The organism is Phaeodactylibacter xiamenensis, from assembly GCF_965229835.1.
GTDB lineage: Bacteria > Bacteroidota > Bacteroidia > Chitinophagales > Saprospiraceae > Phaeodactylibacter > Phaeodactylibacter xiamenensis.
In genome coordinates, this window is the sequence record NZ_OZ245931.1 from 502,605 (window position 1) to 524,041 (window position 21,437).

Here is a 21,437-nt window from a genome sequence, read left to right on the forward strand (position 1 = left end):
GTATGTATAAAATCAGCCTGATATTCACCTTGCTCACTACTTCCGCCTTCCTGAAAGCGCAGGTGCCTTCATTCGAGCTGCAGCCTATGCCCGAGCAATATCAGGAAGTGAAGCCAACTGTCCTTTTCCAGGCTGGTAACCGATATATCTGGATAGGAACGGAGCAAGGGCTTTTCCGCTTTGACGGGCTGGATTATCAGCCTTTTTTAATGCCGGATTCTATTTGCAACAACAAAGTAACTGCAATAGGTGAGATTGGTGATCGCCTTTGGGTGGGGTATGAGGACGGTCGCGTATTCTTTCAGGCTAAGGCAAAGTTTCAGCTGTGGCAGATTGAAGAAGGCTTGCCAAATGCACCAATAACCGGGTTCGGACAAGGAGCAAACGAGTTGATTTGGGTGGCAACCTACGGCGAAGGGCTATACTACCACAACGGCAGGCACCTTTACAATATCAATACAGACGATGGCTTGCCGGGAGATGATATTTACACTATTCATGTGGACCCTGAAGGTGATGCGTGGGTAGGGACTGATGGGGGGCTGAGCCGTTGTAAGGTTAGAGCGGAGCAGAAACAAATTACCACCATCGGCAAAGCAGAGGGCATGCCTGACGAAATTGTCCGTGCGGTCATTCCCGCCGGGCAGGCCGGGCTGTTCTGGGTAGGTACGCATAGCGGAGGTCTGGCATTATGCAACGCTGCCAAGGGCGAAGTAAGCATCCCTTTCGAATATTGGCCTTATGCACCAATTAATGCTATGGTCAGTTACCAAAATCAGGAATTATGGATTGGCACGGATGGGGACGGATTGTTGCGTTACACTTTCAGGGATAGCCTGTTAACGCATTTGCGAAATCCATCATTCGAAAATGGGCGCATTCTAGACTTATTGAAAGATGCAGAAGGAAACCTTTGGAACATTCAGCAGTTTCGCGGCATTTCGAAAGCCAACCGGAAATTCGAGCAGGTGTTGCAAAAGCTACCCGACATTCAGGCTGTCCTGGAATCCAGGGACGGGGCTCTCTGGGTGGGGTGTCAGTCGGGGTTGTTCCGCTATGACTTTAGCGCGCATCAATTTGAGAAAATTCTGCCCGAAAATACGCTCAGCCTGTACGAAAGCCCCGGTGGGCAGCTTTACGCCGGTACCTTTGGGCAGGGATTGTATATATTAACTTCAGATACGAGGCAGCCTCTTCATCTGACTGCAAAAGATGGCTTATCCAACGGCAGTATTTTGGATATCACGGGTAGCGGGTCCACTATTTGGCTGGCTACCCTGGGCGGGGTCAATAGCTTTCAGGAAGCCCCATTCGGTGAGCGCCCTGTCATCACCCCCAGGTTTGATGAGCAGTCTGCACTGGGGACCAATTTCACCTATACCGTTTTTCCGGACAGCCACGGTCGGATTTGGTTTGGGACGGATGGGGAAGGCCTGAGTGTGCTTGAAGATGGAAAGCTTCATAACTATAACACTATTGACAGCATCGACATTCAGGCCGTTTACTCCATTACCGAAGATAAGCAGGGGCATATTTGGTTCAGTACAGCCCGGGAAGGAGTCTTTGAATACGATGGCGTTCGCTTTCGCCACCTGACCCTTAGGGAAGGGATACGCGACCTGGCTATCACAAGCTTGATCACGGCACCGGATGGCAATATCGTAATCGTTCATCCTTCAGGGGTGGACTTACTGGACCCCCTTACCCGGCATATCATTTACTACGACGAAGGAATCGGGGTAAAGGGGCTGGAGCCCAACCTTAATGCAGTAGCCGCTGGTAGTGGAAGATCGGTATGGCTGGGGATGGAAAACAGGGTGCTCAGGTATACCGCATTGGAAGAACCCCTTAGTATTCACCCCCAAACGCTGATTACTAATGTTTCTGTCTTTTTGGAGCCCGTGGATTATCCATTGGTTTCCACCTTCAATCACAATCAAAATAACCTCGTTTTTGAATTCACCGGACTATGGTATACCGACCCCAAAGCCGTGAGATACCGTTACAAGCTGGATGGTTTTGACCTGGACTGGATTTCCACCCGCGATCAGCAAGCGATTTACTCTAACCTGCCTCCTGGTGCCTACACCTTTAAAGTGGTTTCCACTGAAAATGATGCTTACAGCGACGAGCCGGTAGTGGCTTATGCGTTTACAATCCATCCTCCTTACTGGCAGAGATGGTGGTTCATTCTCCTCGCACTTGCTGGTTTATTCCTGTTGTTGGTTAGCTGGATCAGGCAACGGGACCGGCGGCAGCAGCGGATAGCCCGCCTGGAAAAGGAAAAAGTGCAGAGCCAGTTTGAGGCACTGAAAAGTCAGATTAACCCTCATTTCCTGTTCAATAGTTTCAATACGCTGGCGGCCATCATTGAGGAGAGCCCCGGAGAAGCGGTTCAGTATGTGGATAAGCTATCGGATTTTTACCGTAGCATTCTGCAGTACAGGGAGCAGGCGGTGATCAATCTGTCAGAAGAGCTGAGCCTGGTCAGAGATTATGGGTATCTGCTCAAGTATCGCTACGGAGAGAATCTGGAAATGGAATACAAGGTACCCGATGCCGACCGGTACGCGGTGGTGCCTTTTGCGTTGCAGCTGTTGGTGGAGAATGCGGTCAAGCACAATGTGATTTCCTCAACACGCAAGCTTAGGATTCTAATTGAAATTAAAAGGAGAAAAATTATAGTGGCTAATAATGTACAACCAAAGTTTACGAAGGAATCGTCCACCTCATTTGGGCTGGAAAGCCTGCGGCAGCGATATGAAATGCTGGGTGCGCCCCCATTGGTGGTAGTTTCTGACGATCATCTCTTCAGGGTGGAGCTGCCTCTGCTGGATGCCACTGCAGATTTACAAAAAAATGGATTTTCAACATGGATGTTTTAATTATTGAGGATGAACAGGCTGCTGCCCGGCGGCTGGAAAAACAAATTTTGGCGATTCGTTCTGAGGCTCATATCCTGGCAAAGCTGGATAGTATAGAAAGCGCCCTGGACTGGTTTTCGGCACACCCAATGCCGGACTTGGTGCTCCTGGATATACACCTGGCTGACGGTGCGAGCTTCGAGATTTTCAATCACACTCAAATCACTTGTCCAATCATTTTTACCACGGCGTATGACCAATATGCTATTCAGGCGTTCCGGGTAAATGCGGTGGACTACCTGCTGAAACCCATAAAGCCGGAAGAACTGGCCGGTGCACTTGGAAAGGTCCGTAATCGTAATACTTCCATGGCGCAGCCTCTGGATTACCAAAAACTCTCCAAAGCCCTGCGTGTGGATACCTATAGCCGCCGATTTCTCGTCAAAATCGGGCAATCGATCAAAGTCATTGATGTGGCGGAGGCGGCTTACTTTTATACAGAAGACAAGATCACCTTCGTAAATACCAAAGACTGCAAACGCTATCCGGTAGATTACTCCCTGGAAAAGCTGGAAGAATTGCTGGATCCCCGCCTTTTTTTCCGGATCAACCGGCAGATTATTGTCGGGCTGGACGCGATCAAAGAGATGTATACCTACTCAAAGTCAAGGGTGAAAATTGAACTGGAACCACCTTCCGATTTTGAGGTTATTGTGAGTACGGAACGCTCTCCGCACTTCAAAAAGTGGCTGGTTGGGGAGGAGTGATCACACCCGCATCTTCCCCCGCTTCACCAAATACCCCTGAAGTATAGTCTTAAAACCTTCATTAATGTCCGCTTCCACAAAGTCGATGTGGTATTGCAGGCATTTAAGCTTCAGGTCTTCCTTGAACTGCTTCATCTGAGAAATATAGTAGTCTTTTACCTGATTGGACTGCAGGCGGACTTCTTCGCCCGTCTCCATATCCACAAATAAGTAAGGGCGGTTCTCGAAGTCAAAGTCCATTTCCTGAGCCTTGTCTACGACGTGGAAAAGGACGACCTCGTGCTTGTTATGCTTTAAGTGCTGAAGGGCAGAAAACAACTGCTCGGTATCGCTCGACTGGTCAAACATGTCGCTAAAGATCATGACCATGGAGCGCTTATGGATGCTGTCGGCAATCTGATGAATGGCTTCGGCGGCAGAAGTAGTACGGTTACGTACCGGATTATTAATGGCTTCCTCCAGGTGGGTGAGCATCAGACGGTAGTGAGAAGTACTGCTTTTGCAGCGGGTATGGGTCTTTACGGATTCGTCGAAAAGGCTGAGCCCAAAGGCATCGCGTTGCTTTTGAAGCAGGTTCATCAGTGCGGCAGCGCCAAGTGCCGAAAAACGGAGCTTGTTGAGGTAGTTGCCCCGGTCTTTGCCTTCTGCTTCCGGAAAATACATGGAGGAAGACGTATCGATAACGATTTGGCACCGCAGGTTGGTCTCTTCCTCAAACCGCTTGGTAAATAAACGGTCCGTTCGGGCATACACCTTCCAGTCAATATTGCGGGTATCTTCGCCCTGATTGTAGAGCCGGTGCTCGGCAAATTCCACCGAAAAACCGTGAAACGGGCTTTTGTGCAGCCCGATGATAAAGCCTTCCACCACCTGCCGGGCCAGAAGCTCCAGCTGATCCAGGTCCCGAATGTCGTAATTGTCGCTAAGTGTCATAGAGGAAATAAAAATTTAAGCCCTTACCGCTTGCGCGTGATAAGGGCTTAAGATACACTTTATTCTGACCGAAGGATTAAAGCTGGGCTTCAATCTTATCGGCAAGTACTTTCTTCGTCGTTACACCGACTTGCTTATCCACCACTTCGCCGTTTTTCAGGACGAGTACTGTAGGAATACTGCGAATGCCGTACTTCATGGAAATTTCCGGGTTGTGGTCTACATTGACTTTCCCGATTTGTGCTTTTCCATCATATTCTTTAGACAGCTCTTCGATGATCGGGCCAATCATACGGCAGGGGCCGCACCATTCTGCCCAAAAGTCAACAACAGCTACGCCTTCTTTGTCCAGTACGGTATCTTTGAAGTTTGCATCCGTGAATTCAAATGCCATTTTCAGTGGTTTTGTCAGTTATTAAATGATTTGAAATAAAACAGCAGTTGTTTGCCTGAGGTTGCAAAGATAGTACTTTGTTCTTATCTAAACGTCCTGTGAAAGACGTCTCCAATTGCTGATTTTAGTCACCTGAACACAACAACCACACAAAAAGAAAAGTTTATTGCTGCATGAACAGATACAAAAGTAGCCTGGTTTGGGCCGGGTTGGGAGTCTCAGCTATTCTGCTGCGCCTCTTGCTGGGGGCTTACCCCGAATGGACCGAACAATATTACAGCCGGGGATTTTTCCTGAGCATCCGTACTTTTATTGACTACACGGTAGCTTATCTTCCCTTTCCGGTCCTTTACCTGATTGTTCTGGCGTTGCTGGTCGGCATTTTCGTAAAAACAAGAGCACTCTGGCGCATGTCGGTATCCCGTTTGGAAAAAGGTATCCGGGCAGTGCTCGGGCTGCTTGGCTTTGCGGGCGGGGCGGTTTTTTTCTTTCTGGTGCTTTGGGGCTACAACTATGGCCGGGTGCCGGTAGAGCAGCAATTAGGCTTGGTGCTCAGCCCTCTGCCGATTGAGGCACTGAAGGCAGAACTGATCGATGAGGCGGAACAGGTAATCGCACTACGAAAAAAAATACAGGGCGCGGATACCGCCGCTATTGATGCGTCTTTTCTGCCGGAAGATTTGGAAGAGCAGTTGCGGTCAGATTTGGAAGATGTGCTGGAAGAACTGGGCTTCCCCACTACCGGTAAAGTTCGGGCTAAGCGTATCTATCCTAGGGGCATTTTCCTCCGGTTTAGCTCTTCGGGAATGTATTTTCCCTGGTCGGGGGAAGGGCAGGTGGATGCCGGGCTTGATCCGCTGTCTATTATCCCCGTAATGGCCCACGAACTGTCCCACGGCTACGGTTTTGGAGATGAAGGGACTTGCAATTTCTGGGCCTACGTAGCCTGCACCCGCTCAGCGGACCCGCTTATTGCCTATGCTGGCCACCTGGACCATTTTCGCACCCTTGCCGCGCATTACCTCCGCTATGACCGGGAAGCTTACTTTGCACTCCGGGAACAATTGCCTGCAGGCATTCAGGCAGACCTTGATGCCATCAATGACAATTTGAGAAAGTACCCTGATATCATGCCGGAGCTGCGCTACGCTGCATACGATACCTACCTCAAGGCGCAGGGCATCAAAGAGGGGATTAAAAACTACAGCCGCGTGGTCATGATGGTCAAAGCCTGGAAAGAAGCCCGGAAATCGTAGGCCTTACCCACCGGATTTCTTAGTATCCGAAAAGCCTTCTTTTTTAAGCAACTCCACCACTTTGTCCCGGTGGTCGCCCTGAATGAGGATTTCGCCATCTTTGGCACTGCCGCCTACCCCGCACTTGGTTTTCAACATTTTGCCGATTTCCTTTAGGCGGTCAGCGGGGCCCTGGAAGCCGGTAATCAGGGTGACTTCCTTGCCGCCCCTTTGTTTGCGGTCCAACAGCACCCGCAGACGCTGCTGATTGGCGGGGATTTCATCTTGTTCTTCCTGTTGGCTGTAGTCGTAATCAAAATCCGGATTGGTAGAGTACACTACGCCTAAGCGCTTCTTTTTATTCTTTTTTCCCATATACTGGTTGGTTGTATTCTAAAAACGATCCTACCGGTAGGATGTTGAACCCGGCGGGATTTTGGATATACGCAATACGAAGTGGTTTGCGACATTGGCCACTGACGAAGCGTAGCTTGTCAGGGCAAGCGCAAACCACTTCCCAGCGTAAATGCTGACATTGAGTAGGTTTGCTGTGGCAAACCACTTAATCGTCAGTATAAAAAGGGAACTATTTTTTCTGGAAAAAGCAAACAATAGGGCATAAAATTTGATTTTGCTGGGGTAAACATTCGTTAAGGTATGAAAAGAGGAGAAACAAACGATACCATGCAGCAAGAATCGGAACCGAATAACGCCTCAAAATTTAAGATTCTTGATGTGCTTGAGCACCGGCCTACTTTTCTGTTTGTTATCCTCGGTGGATTTTTTGTTGCCAATGCTCTTGTTGCCGAGTTTATCGGAGTCAAGATTTTCGCACTGGAAGACACGATGGGGTGGGAGCGTTTCAATTTTAACCTCTTCGGGCAAAGCGGGGCGCTGCAGTTTTCAGCGGGCGTTTTGCTCTGGCCCATCGTTTTCGTCATGACGGATGTGATCAATGAATATTACGGAAAACGTGGTATCCGCCTGCTTTCCTTTCTGGCGGTAGGATTGATTACCTATGCCTTCTTCATGATTTTCGCAGCTATTCAGCTGTCACCAGCCGATTGGTGGGTGGGGCAGAATGTCAATAAAGGGGTGCCGGATATGCAAGATGCCTTCAGTGTAATCCTGGGGCAGGGGCTGCTGATCATCGTGGGGTCCCTGGCGGCTTTTTTGATTGCACAGCTGGTGGATGTGGTGTCTTTTCATCAAATTAAAGAGGCAACCGGAGAAAAAATGATCTGGCTGCGCGCTACTGGTTCTACGCTAATCTCACAGCTGGTCGACAGTTTTGTTGTACTTGCTATTGCTTTTAAATTAGGTCCGGAGCTGGTGGGCAATGTGGAGCCCTGGAGTTGGAGTCAGCTGCTGGCAGTAGGGACCGTACAATACGCCTACAAATTCATGATGGCGATTGTCCTGACACCCTTGATCTACCTGGCGCATTACGTTATCGACAACTACCTTGGACAGGAGCGGGCTGCGGCCATGAAAGCCCGTGCGGGCAGTTGGGATAACTAAAAATCCGGTGCAACCCTACCTGGGCTGACACCGGATTGCTGATCGTTTTTTGACGAGGGTGTGGTTAGAACCCTTCCACACCATTTACGGTGGTATACTTAAAGCTTAGTTTCTTATCCGGATTGATCTGCTTGTAAGCGGATTGTACCATCAGGGTCGCCTCGTGGAAGCCACAAAGGATAAGCTTAAGCTTGCCAGGGTAAGTGTTGATATCTCCAACGGCATAAATACCCGGTACATTCGTGCTGTAATCGAAGGTGTCCACCTCAATGGCATTCTTATCGATATTCAGGCCCCAGTCTGCAATGGGCCCCAGTTTTGGCGAAAGCCCGAAGAGCGGGATGAAATGATCGGTAGATTTGACCACCTCGCCTTCCGTTTTGTGCTTGATCACCACGTCGGTGAGTTTGCCATTCCCTTTCAGACCCACAGCCTGGGCGTCCGTCAGCAGTTTGATGCGGCCTTCTTCTGCCAGTTGGAAGGCTTTCTCCACACTGTCCGGTGCCGCCCGGAATTGCTTGCGGCGATGAATAAGGGTCACTTCTTCTGCCACATCCGCCAGAAAAATGGTCCAGTCCAGCGCACTGTCGCCACCACCGGCTACCACGACCCGCTTGTCCCGGTAATCCTCCGGATTGCGGATGATGTAGTCCACGCCACGGTCTTCAAATTGTGCCAGGTTGCTGATGGGCGGCTTGCGGGGCTCAAAACAGCCCAGCCCACCGGCGATACAGATCACTGGCGCGTTGATTTCAGTTCCCCGGTTGGTCCGTAGGAGGAAAGACTCGTCCTCCAGCCGTTCGATAGTTTCCGCCCGTTCGCCCAGCGTAAAGCCAGGATTGAAAGGCTTGATCTGCTCCATGAGGTTGTCTACCAGTTCCTGTGCCAGGATGCTCGGATAACCCGGAATATCATAAATAGGCTTCTTAGGGTATATTTCAGAAAGCTGCCCGCCCGGCTGTGGCAAAGCATCAACCAGGTGGCAGCGCAGTTTTACCAAACCCGCCTCAAATACCGTAAATAATCCACAGGGCCCAGCCCCAATGATGAGAATGTCAGTCTGTATCATTGATTCCAATTGTCGTGTTCCGTGAAAGAAACACTTTTGCCTAAATAGAGTTTTAACGTTATTTACCTTCTTGCACCTGATTGACAAAGCCGGCAGGGTGCAAACCACATTCGGTCTTGGTTTTGCCTTTCCAGCGGCCCGCCCGGCCCTGCCCCTTGGCGGTGCAATGCTCACAACCTACCGAGCCATAACCCAGGGCTTCCAGGGGATGGCGTGGCAGTTTGTAGTATTCCGTGTAAAAATACCATTCGCCTTCGTCAATGTCGATCAGCGGATTGAATTTGAGGATGCCATCCTGCTCTTCAAAGACGGCAAGGGATGACCGGTATCCGGTTTGATAAGCCATTAGCCCAGTGATCCAAACCTTATGCTTTGCCTTGATCGGCTCAAGTGGCAGCACCTTGTTGACGGCGCAGCAGACGTCTGGGTTAGAATGCCACCACCGTTCCTTTGCTGTGATCTCATTCTGAGCCTGGTCCGGCAGCACGTCAATTACATTTAGCCCAAACTCATTCGCAATTTGCTCGCGGTATTCCAAAGTTTTCTTGAAATGAAAAGTCGTATTGATAAAATGCACCGGCTGCTTAGGTCGGAAGCGGGATACCAGGTGCAGTAGCATCACAGAACGGGTACCGAAGGAAGAGGTGTATAGCACATCCTCCTGCGGAAAGAACCGGCTCAGCATCCGGAGCCGCTGCTCAAAGGTCAGCGGGGTGAAAATTTTGTTGAGTTGCTTGACGTCAAGTTTTGACCATTGTTGTGTCATATGCGTATGGCTTATCATGTCTGTTGGTTTTGGCGCTCCTCCACGAGGGAAGCGGTCAGATTGTTGAGTTCCTTTACTTTGGTTTCGAAGTCTCCTTTGAGTTGGTCCCGGAAGACTTTGAGGTGGCTGAGCAGGGCATCCGTTTCCTCAGGGAGTATAGCTTCCAGCCACTGCCGGAAACGCTTGGCAAAGGTGGGGGACTGCCCGTTGGTGGAAATGGCTACTTTCAGGCTGCCGCGGGTCACGATACTGCCGAGGTAGAAATCGCAAAGTGCCGGTGTGTCGGCTACATTGACCAGGGCTCCGTGGGCTTTTGCGGCGTCACGTACCTGCCGGTTCAAATCTTCAAAGTTCGTTGCGGCAATAACCAGGTCAAAACCTTCTGTGTCTGCCGGTTCAAAGTCTTTTCGAATGATATTGAGGTCAACATCCGGATAATGCTCCAGTAGCTCTGAAACAGGAGGCAGCACCTCTCGGGCCACTACGGTGATATGCGCATCCGGGCTGCTTTTGAGCAGAAAGGTTAGCTTTTCGCACCCCACCTCTCCGGCACCTACGATGAGCATCTTCAGGCGGTCAAGCTTTAGGAAAACGGGATAGAGCGTATTTTTCATCAGGCGCGTTCTTTTAGGGGTTGTTCGGCAGCGATGGCCTGATAGTTCCAGTTGGGGTGCAGCCGCACGACCTCCCCAAAGACCAAAATACCGGGACGGGGCAGTGCCGCTGCTTCAATGAGCGCCGGCAGGGTTGCTGCGGTACCGAGTACGCGCCGTTCATCAGCGGTGGAACCTTTGGAAATGACCATTGCAGGCAGGTCGGCTTTTCCCTGCTTGATGAATTCCTGCGCGATAGCGGTTGCTTTCCGCATGCCCATGAGGACAATAACGGTTGCGGTAGACTTGGCAGCAAGCGCAATATCTCCGGATAAGCCGCCGGAACGGGTAGTGCCTGTAATGACCCAGAAGCTTTCACTGTAACCACGGCTTGTGGGCGGTACCTGCTGCAATTCCGGAAGCGCGATGCAGCTGGAAATACCCGGTACGATTTCCACCGGGATGCCTTGTTCCTGTGCGTAGGCGGTTTCTTCCTTGCCTCGCCCGAATACGAAGGCATCACCTCCTTTCAGCCGGACAGCGTGGCCATGTGTCTTTGCTGATTTTACGAGCAAGGTATTGATTTCCTCCTGCGACATGCGGTGTGCGCCGGCTCGCTTGCCTACGAAAATGCGGGGCGCTTCGGGGCGGGCGTGATTGAGCAGCCGGGTATCAATTAAAGCATCGTACAGAATGACATCTGCGGTGCGCAGCGCCCGGGCGCCTTTCAGCGTGAGCAGCTCCGGATCGCCCGGGCCGGCACCTACCAATGTGATCTTAGGTTCTTTGTTCATGGCTCAGGCTTTGTAGTAGTTATCGACAACGAGCTTGTCCTGACCGGCTTCCTTGAGTTGTGCCTCCCGCACGGCAATGACACGTTTGCGGAAGGATTGCGCTTTTTTCAGGTAAGTGGCCGCAAATTCAGGAGTAGGTGCCTGCTCTTTCATTTCCAATACAAATGCTTCAAAGTCTTGGGTCAGTGCCGGGAAATCGTTGGTGGCGATGTAGTGCTCCTGGAAGTCTTTCAGGATTTTCCGATGGGTATTGCAATTGACATCCCTGGCGAGCAGCAGCGCTTTGGCACCGATAATCATGCTGGTGTAGGCATGGTAGATGCCATCCGCGAAAGCTTCTGCGCCCACGGCTTCTTCTGCCAGTTGGTACTTCACCTGGGCTTCGCCCAAAATGGTCCCGATCACATCAAGGGTGACGCCTGCGCATTCTCCGACGCCAATTTCCTGACGGTAGGCCTCGTCCTGCCCCCAGTCAAAGTAGTCCTCAGCGTTCAGGTTATCCGTTTCAGCAAGGGGCTTGAGCAGGGTGTAGAAGTAGCGCTTCCCCTGTTCCTGAAAGTATTCATTGAATCGTTGCCCGGTCGTGCTGTTTGACTGGAAATCATCAAGCAGGGTACGGAGCGCCTGCGGGATGCGCTTTGTAGGCAATTTTATAACCTTCTGGGCGATGAAGCCTTCGCCCTCAGGAGAGACACCTCCGCCCAACACAACCTGCATCGCTGGCAGCACCTGCGCACCGGTCTTGATAGAACTGCCATGCAAGCCAATTTGCGCGGCCATATGCTGCCCGCAGGAATTCATGCAGCCGCTGATTTTTATCCGGATATCGCTGGTCTCCAGCAATTCGTCGTATTCTTCCAGTAAGACTTGCTCCAGCTTTGAAGCCAGCCCGGTGCTGTTGGTGACGCCTAATGCACAGGTGTCAGTACCCGGGCAGGAGGTGACATCCGCGATGCTGTCCGCGCCGAGGTCTGCCAGTCCCAGCGCCTGTAGCCCGTTGTAGAGGTAAGGCAGGGCCTCCGGGCGGACAAAACGCAGCAACAATCCCTGTTGTACCGTTATCCGGATGTCATCGGCAGCATAAGCTTTGACGAGATCGGCCAGCGGGCGGGCAATGCGGGCGTGAATGTCTCCGCGTGGTACTTTTACCTGCACGCCGTAAAATCTTTCCTGTTTCTGGCGGAAAGTATTCAGGACCAGCCAGCGTTGGTAGTGAGCCTGATCCTTAATTTCAGGACGCCCCTGGGGTGCATCAGGCAGAAGTACCTCTTCTTCCTCCGGGACTATCGGGACAGACTGCTGAGGCAGGCTGGGCCATTCTTCCTTTGCCAGCTTCATGAATGCCTCAACGCCCATTTTCTTAATCAGAAACTTCATACGGGCTTTCATCCGCTTTTCGCGTTCTCCGTAGCGGTCAAATACCCGGATGCAGGCTTCCATGAAGGGGATAATCTGGTCGTCTGGCAGGAATTCGTAAACAGTTTGGGCAATGGCACCTACGGCACCGAGCCCGCCACCAATGACCACCTTAAACCCCCGGCGCAATTCGCCTCCGTGTTCCCGCAGACGGGGGATGAAGCCAAAGTCATGGAAATAGGTATAGGCAGAGTCCCGCTCGCTGGAAGAGAAGGCAGGCTTGATTTTACGACCCATTTCCTGGCAAATCGGGTTGCGCAGGAAGTATTCGAAAGTCGCCTGTACATAAGGTGCCACATCAAAAGGCTCTTCCGGATCAATGCCAGCTGTGGGAGAAGCCGTAATGTTGCGTACGGTATTCCCGCAGGCTTCCCGGGCGGTCAGGCCTGCCGCTGCCAGGTCTTCCCAGATTAGCGGCGAATCGCTAAGCTTGACAAAATGCATTTGCACATTCTGCCGGGTAGTCAGGTGAAGGTTCCCGTTGGTATAGCGCTCCGAGATATCGGCAAGGGCCCTGAGCTGAGTAGTAGTGATTTTGCCATAGGGTATCTTGGTACGGAACATCTGCACCCCAAATTGCCGCTGCCCGTAAACACCGCGGGTCAGGCGGTACAGTTTGAAACGCTCTTCATCTTCTTTTCCGGAATAGAAGCCGTCGATCCGTTGCTTCAGTTCCTCAATATCTTTGTGGTCTTCAGTGGGTATAGTTGTAGCAGACATGGTCAAACTTTTTGGGTTTGGTCAATAGCATTTTAGGGGCAATCGGTTCCAATTAGCCCGGCAATTTGGTTTGAAAATTCAGCAGGGAAAGAATCGTGAATCAGAGGGTAGGGCAGGAGCAACAACAACATCGCATTCGCAGATGCCGCCGGAATATCTCGTGGCTCATCATAGCTTGCATGGTATATTGCTTTTGTTTCATAGTGCAAGTATACAGCCTTACTCCGAATAAAACAATACTAATCCGATAGGAATTTAGGTAAATAGATTTGTAATTCTGTCAATCAGTTGAATTACAGGTATTTAGGCTCAATTTTTTCTTTTCTAAAAGGACTTTTCAGGACCAAAAAAAGCGGAGTCTGGAATTTAAAAAGAAAGGAGAGGAATAAAAAAAGCTGTACCGGGAGTCTCCCGGTACAGCTTTTTGATATACTAAAGCTAACAAATTCGCTTACTTCTTCGTCAGTTTCAGGACTTTAACGCCTGACTTGCTGTAGTTCAGCTTAACGAAGTAGGTGCCGGATGGCAGTTGTTTTACATCCAGTTCCAGTTGCTGCGCATCGGGTGCCAGCTGCTGTGAATAGATGACATTGCCCTGAACACCCAAGAGTTCTACTGTTACGGATTCCCCGAAGGTTTCAAATAGCTCGAGTGTAGCCACTTCTTCTGCAGGGTTCGGATAAAGCAGCGCAATTTCCGAATCTCCGTAGAGGATTGCTTCGGCCTCTTCAGAGTAGAAGATATCACCCTGTGGGTTTTCAATCCGCAGTCGGTAGAGGTTGCGGCCGCGCTTGGCGTTATCATGCATTTGCTCGTAGTAGTTCATTACACCAAGGTAGGCAGAGGGCTCTTCTACGGTCGCAATTTCCACAAATCGTTCTCCGCCATCAGCAGAGTGTTCGACGGTGTAGGTATGATCCTGAATAAACTCTTCCGTCATCCAGCTGACCATGACTTCTCCGTCCACCTCATTGGTGACTTCTGCGGTGAGCGGCATCGGCGAACCACAGTATAACGGGCTGTTGGTTGCAGTAATGGTCTCGATATCCGTGGAAGTACACCCATTCTCGGTCACCTGCAGCGTAATGGTGAAGGAACCGTGTGAGGAAGCCGTAACGCTAACCTGTGGGCCTGTTGCACTTTGTGGGCTGAGCCCCGGGCTAAAGGACCACTGAATTTGAGCATTAGCACCAGTTGGGCCTGCAAAGAAGGTCGTTGGCTCATCCACACAGATGAAGTCAGGACCATTGATGTCCGCTACAGCCACATTACCTACTTCAATAGTAACGATGTTGCTTTCAAGGTATACAATACAGCATTCCCGGCGGGCACAGCGTGCAAAGTAAGTGGTTTCAGAAAGTGGCCCCGGATCATAAGAGTCTCCGGTAGCGCCTGGGATGATTTGCCAGGTCTGAAGGTTGAATGGCCCGGCAATAGTACTTTGCATCCACAGGTATTCTATGGCACCACTACCACCTGATGGTGATTCGATATTGATGATGGGGTCTGGGTCGTTGCCAGGACCGCACAGGAACTGGTTTGGACCAATGAGCCCCGGATCGTCGATGTTGTCACACTTGGTGTAAAGACCGGCATCAACAGTCAGGTTAGAATCTCCTGCATTGATAACGTAGATACCTGTCATACCCATGAGGGTGTCGGCGTCGCTGTCAAGTGCATCGTCCACCCCTTGGTTAGGAGCAGTGAAGACCAGGCCTCCCGGTGCAATAAACTGTACTTTGTACTCGCCCGGATCTACATTGAAGAGGTAGAAGCCATTGGCATCTGTGAACATCGTATCGATATTGATCGGGTCATTTTCAGCAGGAATCTGCAGGATGACCATCACGCCTTCGATGCCCTGTTCGTTCGGGTCCTGAATGCCATCGCGGTCTTCATCCAGCCAGACATAGTCGCCAAGCTGAGCCGGTGGTGCAATCGTTACCATACAAGTCGTTTCACAGCCGTTAGCATCGGTGACGGTTGCGGTGTAGTCGCCGGAAGCAAGGCCGGTTGCGGTCTCCGTGGTTTGGCCATCACTCCAGAGGTAAGTGTAAGGTGCTGTGCCTCCTGTGACCGTAATAGTTGCTTCACCATCGTTGCCAGCCGTGGAGATAGGGCTCGTCACTTCAATAGAGCAGGATGGAGCAGGGAAAGCATTCACGTCAATGCTCGCCGTAGCCGTACACTCTGCAATATCAGTAACCGTGACGGTGTAGGTACCTGCCGGCAGGTTAGAAATAGAAGGTGTTGTTGCACCATTGCTCCACTCGTAGAAGAACGGAGGCGTACCTCCCGTTGCGCTAACGCTTACAGCACCATCGGTTGTATTCTCACAAGTATTGCCTACATCGGCAGAGATGTTGAGGTCAATCGCTTCCGGCTCATTAATTTCCACGGTAAGGACATCTGCACAATCGTTAGCATCGGTGACTGTTACGGTGTAAGTTCCGGCGGACAGGTTGGTAGCCGTTGGCGTGGTTTGACCATCACTCCACTCGTAGGTGAAGGGCATGGTGCCGCCGGTTACTTCCACACTGGCCTGGCCATCAGACAAACCATTACAGCTAACGTCCTCCGTCATAGAGGAGGATATGGAAGCAATTAATTCTTCCGGCTGTGCTACGCCTACAATTGCTGTTCCGGTACAACCGGCATCATCGGTTACGGTAACTTCGTAAATGCCTGCCGGGATGTCAATAAGTTCCGGCGTGGTGCTGCCCGTGTTCCACTGATAGGAGAACGGTGGCGTACCACCGGAAACAGAGACTGCTGCTGCACCGGTTGATTCGCCAAAGCACTGTGGCGAAGTGGCGATCGGTGTCAGGCTCAGGCTTGGGAATGCGTTTATGGTGACCGAAGACATGGCTGTACATTCGTTCAGGTCTGTTACCGTAACGGTGTACTGGCCAGGCTGAAGGCCATCAATGGTAGCCGTTGTTTCACCATTGCTCCACTCGTAGGTGTAAGCAGGCGTACCGCCGGTTACCACAGCCGTGATAGAACCCGTGCCATCGTCGTCACAGAAAATGTCCGTTTTATTAAGTGTGATATTGATGGGGTCTGGCTCAGCTACGGTAGCTTCTGCCGTTGCGGTACAGCCCTCAATATCGGTTACCGTTACGGAGTAAGTACCAGCGGGCACGCCCATGAGGTCCGGAGTGCCGGCGCCGTTGCTCCACTCGAAGTTGTAAGGCATATTTCCTCCGGAAACAGTGGTCATCACTGCACCGAGCATATCTCCATTACAAGGATTGTTTTGCACATCAAGGCTCAGCTCTATCGCTTCCGGCTCATTGATAATGGCAGTGTCGGAAGTTTCGCAGAAGTTGGCATCCCGCACTGTAACGATAAGCGTGTCCGGTCCTGAGAGTCCGGTAATAGTGTTGGAAACGACTTCATTGCCATCTACAAAGATCGTGTAGCTGGCATCATTGCCTCCTGATACATTAATAATGACCTGCCCATCGCCCGCATTTGCGCAGGTAACGTCAGTCACATCGAGGTCAAGTTCAAGCAATGGTGGCTCGCCAATTGTTACGGTTTCGGATAGCGTACAATCGTTGGCATCCGTGACAGTCAGGCTGTATTGCCCTGCCGGCAGGTTAATCAGCTCGCTGAGCGTATCGCCGGTAGACCATTCATACGAGTAGGGTGCGGTACCGCCCTCAGCAGTCACCAAAATACTGCCGGTATTATCACCGTTGCAAAGCACGTCTCTTGGCACCACAGTGATAGAGAAGTCTTCAATGACCTCAATAAAGATTTCCTCTACCTTCGTACAGCCGTTGGCATCCGTCACCGTAACGGAATAAGTGCCTTCAGGGAGGTTTTCAATATTGGTATCGGACTCACCGGTGCTCCACTCGTAGGTGTAAGGTGGCAGTCCGCCTATAGCCTCTACAGAAGCTTCGCCGGTATTCCCAGCTCCGCAAACCACCTCGGGGGCGTCTACATTGATGTCGAGTTCAGGCGCTTCTTCGATAGTTACCGTTGCCGTGGCTTCACATTCGTTGGCATCGGTAACAGTGACAGTGTAAGTGCCAGCACCAAGGCCGGTAATCATTTGTGTGGTGGCACCGGTGCTCCATTCATAAGTGTAGGGAGGCGTGCCGCCACTTGCCATTGCCATGGCTGTTCCGTTCATGTCGCCGGGGCAAACCAGCCCGCCGGCATTCCCATCTACCTGTATTTCGGTAGGCTGAGAAATAACAAAGGTCTGAGAAGCCGTACAGCCGTTTTCATCCGTTACAGTAACGCTGTAGAAGCCTGCGGGGACGCCCAGAATAGCAGGCGCCATAGATCCGTTATTCCACTGATAGGTATAAGGAGGGGTGCCGCCGGTGGGGTTAGCTGTTGCTTCGCCTGTGCCGTCTGCGAAGCAAAGAAGGTTTTTGCTTGTACCGTTGACGGCAAGGTCATCGCTTACATCAATGGTGAAGGACGTATCGTCTGTACAGCCATTAGCATCCGTGACCGTAACGCTGTAGGTTCCTGCACCCAGGTTCATAATGGTTTGGCTGGTCGCGCCGGTGCTCCACACGTAGGTAAACGGTGGTGTGCCTGATGTAGACATGGCGGTGAGCATACCATCTGTCTCAGAACCACATACAATGTCCGTTCCGGTAATTACAGCCGTAACGCCATCGTATTCACCGATTTCAACGGATTTTGCGGCCTGGCAGCCGTTAGCGTCGGTGATGGTAACCGTGTAAGTGCCTGCGCCTAAGCCTGTAATCATTTGAGTTATCGCTCCTGTATTCCACTCGTAAGTATAAGGAGGCGTTCCTCCCATACCTACAGCCATGGCTGTTCCGGTAAACTCGCCCGGGCATACCTCAACTGTGGCATTGATCGTTGCTACCAGGGTAGGAGGGTCTGCCAATACAAAGTTTTCGATGAGCTGGCATCCGTTCTGATCCGTGACGGTAACGCTATAGTTGCCAGCTCCAATATTTTCAAGCAGCGGGGTACCGGTCACACCGTTGCTCCACTGATAAATGTAAGGCGGTGTGCCACCCCAGCCTTCAGCCAGGATGCTACCGTTTTCATCACCGGGGCAGAGCGGATTGGTGACGATGATATCCAGAATGAAATCATCCACGATGTCAATGTCAATGTCATCCACGGCAGTACAGCCCAGTGCATCCGTTACTGTTACACTGTAGGAACCTTCGGGCAGGTTGGCAATAGCCTGTGTGGTTGCCCCTGTGCTCCATTGATAACTGTAAGGCGGGTTTCCGCCGGAAGCCATAGCGGTCGCAAGCCCTTCGCCTTCCGGGTCACAAATGGTTTCATCTCCACTGATCACCACAATGAGCTCTGATGCTTCCTCGATAACAACCGCTGCGAGGTCTTCACATCCGTTAGCATCTGTCACGGTCACTGTATAAGTTCCTGCGCTTAGTCCTGTGATCATTTGAGTCGTGGCACCGGTATTCCACAGATAGGTATACGGAGGCGTTCCGCCGCTGGCCATCGCCATCGCCATGCCCGTTGTTTCGCCGGGGCACAATTCCTGAGTCGCTGAAATATCTGCCACTACAGCTGGTGGGTCAACCAGCGTGAAGTTTTCAATGAGTTGACAACCGTTCTGGTCCGTGACGGTCACGCTGTAGTTGCCTGCGCCGATGTTTTCAAGCAGTGGGGTGCCGGTAACGCCATTACTCCACTGATAGATGTACGGTGGCGTGCCACCCCAGCCTTCAGCGAGGATACTGCCGTTCTCGTCTTCCGGGCAAAGTGGGTTGGTCACAATAATATCTAAGATAAAGTCATCCACAATTTCAATGTCAATAGACTCGATCGCGGTACAACCAAGGGCGTCCGTAACGGTAACAGTGTAGGTGCCTTCTGGCAGGTTGCCGATAGAAGCTGTGGTGCTGCCGTTGCTCCAGTTGTAGGTAAACGGCGGGGTACCGCCAATTGGAGTGGCCGTGGCAAACCCTTCGCCTTCAGGATCACAAACGGTCTCGTCTCCGCTGATGGTTACGCCAAGGCTTGGTGCAGCTTCAATAACCACCGTGGCAACATCCTGACACATCGCGGCATCCGTTACGGTAACCGTATAAGTGCCGGCGCCAAGGCCTGTAATTTGCTGTGTGGTTTCTCCTGTGCTCCAGAGATAAGTAAAAGGAGCCGTGCCCCCTGAGACGGTTGCGGTTGCCGTAGAGGTGTTTTCACCCAGGCAAACGGTCGACTCAGAAGTGATGATAGAAACGATTAGGTTGGGTGGAGTATCGATCATTACCGCCTCGGTAGCTATACAGCCGTTTACATCAGTAACGGTCACCATATATACACCACCAGGAAGATTGGAAATCGTTTGAGTCGTTGCGCCGTTGCTCCACTGATAAGTAAAGGGGCCTGCTCCATCGGTAACGGAAACAGTTGCGGAGCCGTTCGTGCCGTCACATACCGTAACGTCGTTGGCAATAATCGCAATTTCAAGGTCTGTGGCGGCCATGATAATGGTAGAAGCCACATCCTGGCATCCTTGTGCATCCGTCACCGTCACTGCATACACCCCTGGTGCCAGCCCGGAAATTGTCTGTGTGGTTGCACCAGTACTCCAGCTGTAGGAAACTGGCTGTACACCACCTACCGGAAATGCGGTGATGGACCCGTCGTTCTGATCAGGGCAGCTCTCGTCGTTCTTTTGCAGGGATACATTCAGGTTAGACAAAGGAGCGATGACTACATTATCTACGGCAATACAGCCGTTGGCATCCGTAACTGTTACAGAATAGCCCCCGGGAACAAGCCCTGCTATGGAAGTAGTCGTTGCACCGGTACTCCACAGATAGCTGTATGGCAGGGTGCCACCTGAAGCAACTACGGAGGCAGAGCCGTTGTCGTCACCCACACAGACCGGGTTTTGCCCGGTTGCATTGGCAAATAGAGCGGGCGGTTCAATCACGGTGCCTGAGCCTACCGCCTGACAGCCTTCACTGTCTGTTAAGGTAACGGTATAAGTGCCAGGAGCAAGGCCACTGATGGAGGCAGTGGTTGCACCAGTATTCCAAAGATAGGAGAAAGGAGGCGTGCCTCCAATTGGTGTTGCGGTGATCTGCCCGTTGTTGTCGCCCGGGCAGGTGATATTGTTGACATTAACATTTACATCCAGAGGCGTGAAATCAACGGTTATACATTCTACTGCACCACAGAGGTCCTGATCGGTCATTGTGACACAATAGGTGCCTGCTCCCGGAACAGTAATGGTCGAACCGTTTTGTCCTGTATTCCAGTTGTAATTGTAAGGTGATTCTCCACCGCTGCCTGTTGCCGTAATGGTGATAGGCAATGTACAATTATCAGCTGTGATATCTACATTGACCAAATCCGGCTGAGTAACGGTAATATTTTTAATGGCGGAATTATTGGAGGCATCCACCACAGTAACGGTGTAAGTGCCAGCTGTAACCCCGGAAAGTACCGGCCCTACCGCACCTGTGTTCCAGGTATAGCTGTAAGGGGCGTTCCCTCCGGAAGCGGTTGCCGTAACGCTACCGTTCGGTTGACCAAAACAGGCAGGTTCAGTGACCTGAAAGTCAACTGTGATCTGCGCCTGTAAGACTTGAAAGGAAAGCAGGAAGAGCGGTAGCATTAGAATAATGCGGTTTTTGGGGCTCTTCAGCTTACACAACAAACTTGTGCGAATGGAAGATGGTAAAATTCTTTGCATCTGGATTATGAATTTGTTAGCTGAAAAATGGTATTTAACAGATTAGGATCAGTAAAGACCAAGGCATATATAATAGTCATGGTTAGACTAAATACCACTAATTTCTACCGATAAATAAGTTTACTGACTATCGTCAAACCTGGAAAAACACCAAACAACCATAGCAAATGCTATGATCTTTTCTTCGTGAAGGGAACTCCGGAAATTCCGGAGCCAAGGGGAATGGTGGGGCAAGATGTTTGCTACTGTGTGTGTAGACGCATTCCGGCGTCTTATGTCACAAAGAAACAAATTTTGCTTCAAACTTCCAATCACTTTTTGGAAGTTTGCCGGGAATAGGTGTACCAAACATTTCTTTTTAAGGTGGGCCCGCATCCCTGCCTTTAGTTATCTATACGGATACCTCTGTTGAATGTTCCAGAAAAAGCACATCTTTTTCTTGAAAACCAACGTATTAAGAAAAATTTTAGATGTTCGCACGGCTCTTAGTATTTGCTTTCCAGGGTTTACGTTATCTTTAGCGCAAAAAAAATAAGTCGCACTGAATCTCAGTACGACTTATCATTCATAATCCCATGAACATGTACGAAAACTAGCAAGAGCTAGTTGAAAAGTATAAATCTTTATATTTAGTTCTCCTGATGAGGAGGCTTAATAGTCTTTCAAGGTTTGGAAGTAGTT

The 21,437-nt window shown here is 50.9% G+C and carries 13 protein-coding genes; 4 read left to right on the forward strand and 9 right to left on the reverse strand.

What is annotated here, in order from left to right:
* Positions 1-2: 2 nt before the first annotated feature.
* Positions 3-2,885, forward strand: coding sequence for a two-component regulator propeller domain-containing protein (locus tag ACO08I_RS01825; RefSeq protein WP_421948289.1), 2,883 nt, complete (start codon positions 3-5; stop codon positions 2,883-2,885).
* The gene (locus ACO08I_RS01830) at positions 2,873-3,631 is read left to right on the forward strand and encodes a LytR/AlgR family response regulator transcription factor (RefSeq protein WP_421948290.1); all 759 of its coding nucleotides are present in this window, start codon (positions 2,873-2,875) and stop codon (positions 3,629-3,631) included. Before ACO08I_RS01825 ends, ACO08I_RS01830 begins: the two co-directional genes overlap by 13 nt.
* Here ACO08I_RS01830 and ACO08I_RS01835 read toward each other — a convergent pair whose 3' ends face one another.
* Both ACO08I_RS01835 and trxA read right to left on the reverse strand, forming a co-directional pair.
* Positions 3,632-4,564, reverse strand: coding sequence for a DUF58 domain-containing protein (locus tag ACO08I_RS01835; RefSeq protein ID WP_282773791.1), 933 nt, complete (start codon positions 4,562-4,564; stop codon positions 3,632-3,634).
* A 76-nt stretch (positions 4,565-4,640) separates the two neighbouring features.
* Positions 4,641-4,958, reverse strand: a complete 318-nt coding sequence (trxA, locus tag ACO08I_RS01840) for a thioredoxin (protein ID WP_282773789.1) — start codon at positions 4,956-4,958, stop codon at positions 4,641-4,643.
* A gap of 173 nt (positions 4,959-5,131) precedes the next feature.
* Here trxA and ACO08I_RS01845 point away from each other — a divergent pair, with 173 nt between their 5' ends.
* Complete coding sequence (locus ACO08I_RS01845; protein WP_421948291.1) at positions 5,132-6,214, forward strand: DUF3810 domain-containing protein; 1,083 nt, start codon at positions 5,132-5,134, stop codon at positions 6,212-6,214.
* A 3-nt stretch (positions 6,215-6,217) separates the two neighbouring features.
* On the opposite strand, the gene ACO08I_RS01850 is transcribed toward ACO08I_RS01845, so the two are convergent.
* A complete protein-coding gene (locus ACO08I_RS01850; protein WP_282773785.1) occupies positions 6,218-6,568 on the reverse strand; it encodes a translation initiation factor in 351 nt (116 codons plus the stop codon).
* A gap of 282 nt (positions 6,569-6,850) precedes the next feature.
* On the opposite strand from ACO08I_RS01850, the gene ACO08I_RS01855 reads away from it, so the two are divergent.
* Positions 6,851-7,714: a queuosine precursor transporter gene (locus ACO08I_RS01855; RefSeq protein WP_282773783.1), complete on the forward strand. Its 864-nt coding sequence runs from the start codon at positions 6,851-6,853 to the stop codon at positions 7,712-7,714.
* 64 nt (positions 7,715-7,778) lie between these two features.
* Here ACO08I_RS01855 and ACO08I_RS01860 read toward each other — a convergent pair whose 3' ends face one another.
* The 6 genes from ACO08I_RS01860 to ACO08I_RS01885 all read right to left on the reverse strand — a co-directional run bounded on the left by ACO08I_RS01860 (position 7,779) and on the right by ACO08I_RS01885 (position 20,678).
* On the reverse strand, positions 7,779-8,783 hold the full coding sequence (locus ACO08I_RS01860; RefSeq protein WP_044226409.1) for an NAD(P)/FAD-dependent oxidoreductase: 1,005 nt from the start codon (positions 8,781-8,783) through the stop codon (positions 7,779-7,781).
* A 58-nt stretch (positions 8,784-8,841) separates the two neighbouring features.
* On the reverse strand, positions 8,842-9,567 hold the full coding sequence (locus ACO08I_RS01865) for a phosphoadenylyl-sulfate reductase (protein ID WP_421948292.1): 726 nt from the start codon (positions 9,565-9,567) through the stop codon (positions 8,842-8,844).
* Positions 9,564-10,163 carry a precorrin-2 dehydrogenase/sirohydrochlorin ferrochelatase family protein gene (locus tag ACO08I_RS01870; RefSeq protein ID WP_282773779.1) on the reverse strand — a complete coding sequence of 200 codons (600 nt, stop codon included), beginning with the start codon at positions 10,161-10,163 and terminating at the stop codon, positions 9,564-9,566. The genes ACO08I_RS01865 and ACO08I_RS01870 overlap by 4 nt, the downstream gene beginning before the upstream one ends.
* Positions 10,163-10,936: a uroporphyrinogen-III C-methyltransferase gene (gene cobA / locus ACO08I_RS01875; protein ID WP_421948293.1), complete on the reverse strand. Its 774-nt coding sequence runs from the start codon at positions 10,934-10,936 to the stop codon at positions 10,163-10,165. The genes ACO08I_RS01870 and cobA overlap by 1 nt, the downstream gene beginning before the upstream one ends.
* A 3-nt stretch (positions 10,937-10,939) precedes the next feature.
* Entirely contained in the window at positions 10,940-13,072 is a 2,133-nt protein-coding gene (locus ACO08I_RS01880; RefSeq protein WP_421948294.1) for a nitrite reductase, read from the reverse strand.
* Positions 13,073-13,523: 451 nt separating this feature from the next.
* Positions 13,524-20,678, reverse strand: a complete 7,155-nt coding sequence (locus ACO08I_RS01885; protein ID WP_421948295.1) for an SdrD B-like domain-containing protein — start codon at positions 20,676-20,678, stop codon at positions 13,524-13,526.
* Positions 20,679-21,437: the final 759 nt, after the last annotated feature.

Bases quoted from the DNA above. Each gene is read 5' to 3' on its own strand.
- ACO08I_RS01825 (WP_421948289.1), top strand. From the start codon at position 3: ATGTATAAAATCAGCCTGATATTCACCTTGCTCACTACTTCCGCCTTC.
- ACO08I_RS01830 (WP_421948290.1), top strand. From the start codon at position 2,873: ATGGATGTTTTAATTATTGAGGATGAACAGGCTGCTGCCCGGCGGCTG.
- ACO08I_RS01835 (WP_282773791.1), bottom strand. From the start codon at position 4,564: ATGACACTTAGCGACAATTACGACATTCGGGACCTGGATCAGCTGGAG.
- trxA (WP_282773789.1), bottom strand. From the start codon at position 4,958: ATGGCATTTGAATTCACGGATGCAAACTTCAAAGATACCGTACTGGAC.
- ACO08I_RS01845 (WP_421948291.1), top strand. From the start codon at position 5,132: ATGAACAGATACAAAAGTAGCCTGGTTTGGGCCGGGTTGGGAGTCTCA.
- ACO08I_RS01850 (WP_282773785.1), bottom strand. From the start codon at position 6,568: ATGGGAAAAAAGAATAAAAAGAAGCGCTTAGGCGTAGTGTACTCTACC.
- ACO08I_RS01855 (WP_282773783.1), top strand. From the start codon at position 6,851: ATGAAAAGAGGAGAAACAAACGATACCATGCAGCAAGAATCGGAACCG.
- ACO08I_RS01860 (WP_044226409.1), bottom strand. From the start codon at position 8,783: ATGATACAGACTGACATTCTCATCATTGGGGCTGGGCCCTGTGGATTA.
- ACO08I_RS01865 (WP_421948292.1), bottom strand. From the start codon at position 9,567: ATGATAAGCCATACGCATATGACACAACAATGGTCAAAACTTGACGTC.
- ACO08I_RS01870 (WP_282773779.1), bottom strand. From the start codon at position 10,163: ATGAAAAATACGCTCTATCCCGTTTTCCTAAAGCTTGACCGCCTGAAG.
- cobA (WP_421948293.1), bottom strand. From the start codon at position 10,936: ATGAACAAAGAACCTAAGATCACATTGGTAGGTGCCGGCCCGGGCGAT.
- ACO08I_RS01880 (WP_421948294.1), bottom strand. From the start codon at position 13,072: ATGTCTGCTACAACTATACCCACTGAAGACCACAAAGATATTGAGGAA.
- ACO08I_RS01885 (WP_421948295.1), bottom strand. From the start codon at position 20,678: ATGCTACCGCTCTTCCTGCTTTCCTTTCAAGTCTTACAGGCGCAGATC.